This window comes from Paraburkholderia nodosa (assembly GCF_001718195.1).
GTDB classification, from domain to species: Bacteria; Pseudomonadota; Gammaproteobacteria; order Burkholderiales; family Burkholderiaceae; genus Paraburkholderia; species Paraburkholderia nodosa_A.
This window is the reverse complement of sequence record NZ_MCNV01000062.1, coordinates 1-4309: the sequence shown is the minus strand read 5'-3', so window position 1 is coordinate 4309 and position 4309 is coordinate 1. Positions and strand designations below refer to the sequence as shown.

The 4309-nt window shown below is 59.2% G+C and carries 1 protein-coding gene and 5 pseudogenes; 5 read left to right on the top strand and 1 reads right to left on the bottom strand.

Translation table 11 applies throughout. The annotated features are described in order from the left end of the window. Positions 1 to 292: 292 nt before the first annotated feature. The 3 genes and pseudogenes from BFD71_RS42690 to BFD71_RS40180 form a co-directional block, all read left to right on the top strand. Positions 293 to 1082: pseudogene (locus tag BFD71_RS42690) on the top strand (DDE-type integrase/transposase/recombinase); the annotation flags it as partial. 546 nt (positions 1083 to 1628) lie between these two features. Then, a complete protein-coding gene (gene ltrA / locus BFD71_RS38540) occupies positions 1629 to 2873 on the top strand; it encodes a group II intron reverse transcriptase/maturase (RefSeq protein ID WP_069269409.1) in 1245 nt (414 codons plus the stop codon). A 74-nt stretch (positions 2874 to 2947) separates the two neighbouring features. Continuing rightward, a pseudogene (locus BFD71_RS40180) lies at positions 2948 to 3103 on the top strand (integrase core domain-containing protein); the annotation flags it as partial. A 63-nt stretch (positions 3104 to 3166) separates the two neighbouring features. Here BFD71_RS40180 and BFD71_RS38535 read toward each other — a convergent pair. Beyond that, positions 3167 to 3421, bottom strand: a pseudogene (locus BFD71_RS38535) (transposase); the annotation flags it as partial. 46 nt (positions 3422 to 3467) lie between these two features. Here BFD71_RS38535 and BFD71_RS42685 point away from each other — a divergent pair. Both BFD71_RS42685 and BFD71_RS42680 read left to right on the top strand, forming a co-directional pair. Next, positions 3468 to 3632, top strand: a pseudogene (locus BFD71_RS42685) (IS630 family transposase); the annotation flags it as partial. A 354-nt stretch (positions 3633 to 3986) separates the two neighbouring features. After that, positions 3987 to 4124: pseudogene (locus BFD71_RS42680) on the top strand (IS110 family transposase); the annotation flags it as partial. Between the last annotated feature and the right edge of the window lie 185 nt (positions 4125 to 4309).

Below are 4309 nucleotides of genomic sequence, written 5' to 3'. Positions count from 1 at the left end.
TCGCGGTCGGAATCACCGCGTCGCATGCGCACAAGGATGTGACGATACTCAAACAACTCGAACCTCCTGTTGGCCATAGGCGCTCCGTTCAAATGAACGGAGCGTACCGACTTGGAAAGTTCGAATTGCGCTTGTGCCCGCTACCGCTGGCTTCTGCACGCCGCCCGCAGGGTGGCTCCTTTGCGCCGCCCATGCAGTGGCTCGATTACGCCGCCCCTGGACTGGCTCTATTGCGCCGCCCATCAGGTGGCCCGATTACGCCGCCCCCGAATTGGCTCTATAACTCCGCCCGCTGACAGCCCTGGCAGCGCTCAAGGGGGACAAGACGCTGGCAGAGCTGGCCCAGCAGTTTGATGTCCATCCGAACCAGATTACGGACTGGAAGAAGCAACTGCAGGAGCGGGTTGCCGATGTGTTCGACACGGGCAACTCGGCGCCATCGGCACCGCCAGTCGACGTGAAGGTGATTTTTTAGAAAGCGCGCTCAGCAAGGCGGGACTGCTGGGCGTAAAGCGATGATCGATCGTGATCACGCCCTGCCGGTGGACGCAGCAGGCGCGGCTGTTAGGCATCAGCCGGTCGAGCGCCTATTACCAATCACGTGGGGTCAACGAAGCGGATCTGAAATTTGATGCGCCGGATTGACGAGCTTCACCTCGAGCATCCGTTTGCGGGGGCGCGAATGCTGGTACGGCTGCTGCGTCGCGAAGGCATTAAGGCTTCGCAACCGGAAAATCGACCGGGCCAATCAGGTTTGGGCGCTCGATACGAGCTATATCCCGATGGCGCGCGGCTTCGTATATCTGACGGCTGTCGTGGACTGGGCGAGCCGTCGGGTGCTGGCACACCGGGTGGCGATCACGCTGGAGAGCTGCCATGCTGTCGAGGCGCTGGAGGAAGCATTTGCGAAATACGGCCTGCCTGAGATCGTCAACACGGATCAAGGCAGCCAGTTCACCGCAACCGAATTCACCGACGCGGTGCTCAGCCGGAGCGTTCTTCTGTCCATGGATGGAAAGGGTGCCTGGCGTGACAACGTGTTCGTTGAACGGGTGTGGCGCAGCGTCAAATACGAAGAGGTCGTGTGCTACGAACGCGATGGTTCGAAGTCCGGGCCGTTGCGATGCTTTATCAAAGATGAGGGCGGGCCCCTCGGAGTCGGCTTGCAGGAGCAGGCTTCAAACCACCACAAGCTGCGCGAGTTAAGAGCTCGCGTGGTGAGCGTTGATGGAAAAGGCGGGGCTCGACTCCGTCAGGTGAGGGTCAGGAAGACGAACGCGAGTGAACCGCTGATGACGTGTCGAAACGTACGAACTGGAGTCGAAACCGGGATCCGGATCTCTATCCCGCACCAAAGGTTGGGGGCTAACCTGCTTACTGCCCAACTGGCTTCCGGCATGAAGGCGGCGTGATCTTGATCCAGGCTTTGATAAGGAACGTAGGAACCTGTCGCCCCGATGCTAAGGGAGAAATTCAGGCGGATAGCCTCCGCAAGGGTGAGAGTACCGATGCGGGGCACAGGGGCGGAGGCGTTCGTAGTAGGGTTGAAGGCTCTGTAATGGGGCTGGACCGAAGGAACGCCGTCGTCTGGCTTGACCGTGCGAGCAACCCGCGAGGGGAGGACTCGCATGGATAAGGCAAAGCCGTTTGATATTTCCAAACGCGAAGTGTGGGAAGCGTTCAAGCGGGTGAAGGCAAATCACGGCGCGGCGGGCGTCGATGGTCAATCGGTTGCCGAACTTGAGGAGGACCTGAGTAATAACCTCTATCGACTCTGGAACCGGCTGTCCTCGGGAAGTTATGTTCCGCCTCCCGTGCGGCGCGTTGAAATTCCAAAGGCTGATGGTAAGACTAGGCCGTTAGGAATACCAACCGTGTCAGATCGCATCGCGCAGATGGTGGTACGGCGATATCTCGAACCCATCCTGGAGCCAGTGTTCCATGATGATTCGTATGGTTTTCGACCGGGCCGCTCAGTGCATCAGGCGCTCACAGTTGCGCGTCAGCGTTGCTGGCGCGCGGACTGGGTGCTGGATCTCGATATTAAAGGCTTCTTCGATAATATCGACCATCAACTTCTGATGCGCGCGCTGCGACGGCATACGAACTGCAAGTGGGTGCTTCTATACGTTGAGAGATGGCTAGTCGCACCGGTTTGTATGCCCGATGGCGCCTTGGTAATGCGGGATCGGGGGACACCGCAAGGGGCAGTTGTCAGTCCCATATTGGCTAACCTGTTCTTGCATTACGCGTTCGATCAATGGATGTCACGGAACTATCCCGGCGTCCTGTTTGAGCGTTACGCCGACGATGTCATTTGCCACTGCAAGAGCGAGGCGCAGGCTAGGCAATTACGAGCGGAGCTCGATGCCCGGCTTGCGGCTTGCAAATTACAGCTTCACCCGGAGAAGACGAAAATCGTCTACTGCAAGGACGACAACCGACGCGGCAGCTATCCGGTGCAACGCTTTGATTTCCTGGGCTACTGCTTTCGGCCGCGGAGTTCAATGAGTCGATCTGGAACACTGTTCGTTAGCTTCGCTCCTGCGGTAAGCGACAAGGCGGCCAAGTCGATGCGGTTGCGAATGCGTCGATGGCGGCTGCACAGTCGCAATGATCTTGAACTTGCCGAAGTCGCTCGATGGACGCAGCCCGTGCTTCTGGGCTGGGTTCGCTACTACGGGCGGTTCCGGCCTTCTGCGCTTCGCGGGGCTTTGCGTACACTGGATTCGTTCATTGTGCGTTGGGCCCAGCGCAAATACAAGAAACTCCGAACGCACAAACTGCGGGCGTGGGATTGGTTGCGGCGTCTTAAAACGCAGCGCCCGACCCTCTTCGCGCATTGGACGCTCGGAGCCACGGCTGGACGGTAGGAGCTGTATGAGTCGAGAGGCTCACGTACAGTTCTGGGAGGGCCTGGCGGTGCGATTCCGCTGGGCTACTCAACTATCTGAAAGCCTACGACTCGGTCAGCCACGCCCGTCGCTCAATCGGCAACTACCTGAACTGGTATAACCAGAATCGGCCTCATTCTCGGCTGGCCGATCAGACACCGGATGAAGCGTACTTCGCCACGCTGCCAGCGATAAAATCGGCAGCTTGATTGCCTCTGCGATTCCACTTAAAAACTCGCGGATCCTGTCCGAACGAATGAGGCCACCTCTTATTGACCTATGTAACGCATGAGCTTTTTGTCGAGATCCTTGGTGCTGGTGAATACGCAACGCGCAATGACGTCGCGCTGGATGCGGGCAAACCAGCTCTCGACCTGATTCAGCCATGACGAATACGTGGGCGTGTAATGTATCGAGATCTTCGGGTGGTCAGCCAGAGATGTTTGAACAGCGTCGGTTTTGTGGCAGCTCACGTTGTCGCAGATCACGTGAATCTCCTTTCCGCGTGGCTGCGCCGATGCCACATCGCCTCGAGCGGACGTTGTTGCCACTGCGCGACTTCGGCCAGCACCTCCTGACTTTGAGGCGAAGGCAGCCGACGCGGTCCGGCTGTACCTCAATCCGCCGTTGCACGCGGTGGTGTTCTGCGTCGACGAGAAAACAGCCATCCAGGCGCTGGATCGCGAGGATCGGATGCTGCCGCTCTCGCCCGGGCGCGCCGAGAGTCATGGCTTCGATCGTGTATTTCGACGAGCTTCGGCTGAAGATCTGCGGCGAAGGCAACGGTCAAGAACAATGAGCCGCCACCAAACTGCTGCGCTTGGCCTTGCGCACCATCGACAAGGATTGGAAATATGCCACCTATCACTTGCCGGCAAGCAGTCAATCAGGTCGCCATCCTGCGAGCGATTCAACACCGCCATCAGCTGAGACTTCATACCGGCCTCAGCACACGAATTTCCTGACATCTTTGTCCGCCGATCGCCGCGCCTGTGCCGCCGCGAACCTCAGTTCCGAGAGCGCCACCGTTGCGGCGTTGCTTCCTGACGGTTTGTCACTGCGCCACCAGCGCCCTCCATTGCAACTCCGCTCAAGAGTGATGCCGCCGACGCTCGTGCGATCGGGATGGCCACGCAGATGCTCTGCAAGCGCGTCGCCGTGAAGACAGAGGCCCAGCAGGCCGTGCTGGCACTACACCGGTTGCGGCAACGCCGCAGCGTGTGCCGGACGCAGATGTAACCGACCTTCTGCCGTTCAATTACGCCCGGCAACAAAAGGAAAAGGAAGAGACCGGCTGACGAACTGAATGCGCGTCGGCATGCTGGCTCACGCGCAGGCTCATCACCTCGACGCGGATATCGCCGGTTGACCCCGACCATCGCGGTACGGCTGCGCTTGCTCGTCTGTCGCAAACG

Excerpts from the sequence above, each read along its gene's own strand:
- ltrA (WP_069269409.1), top strand. The coding sequence starts at position 1,629 with ATGGATAAGGCAAAGCCGTTTGATATTTCCAAACGCGAAGTGTGGGAA.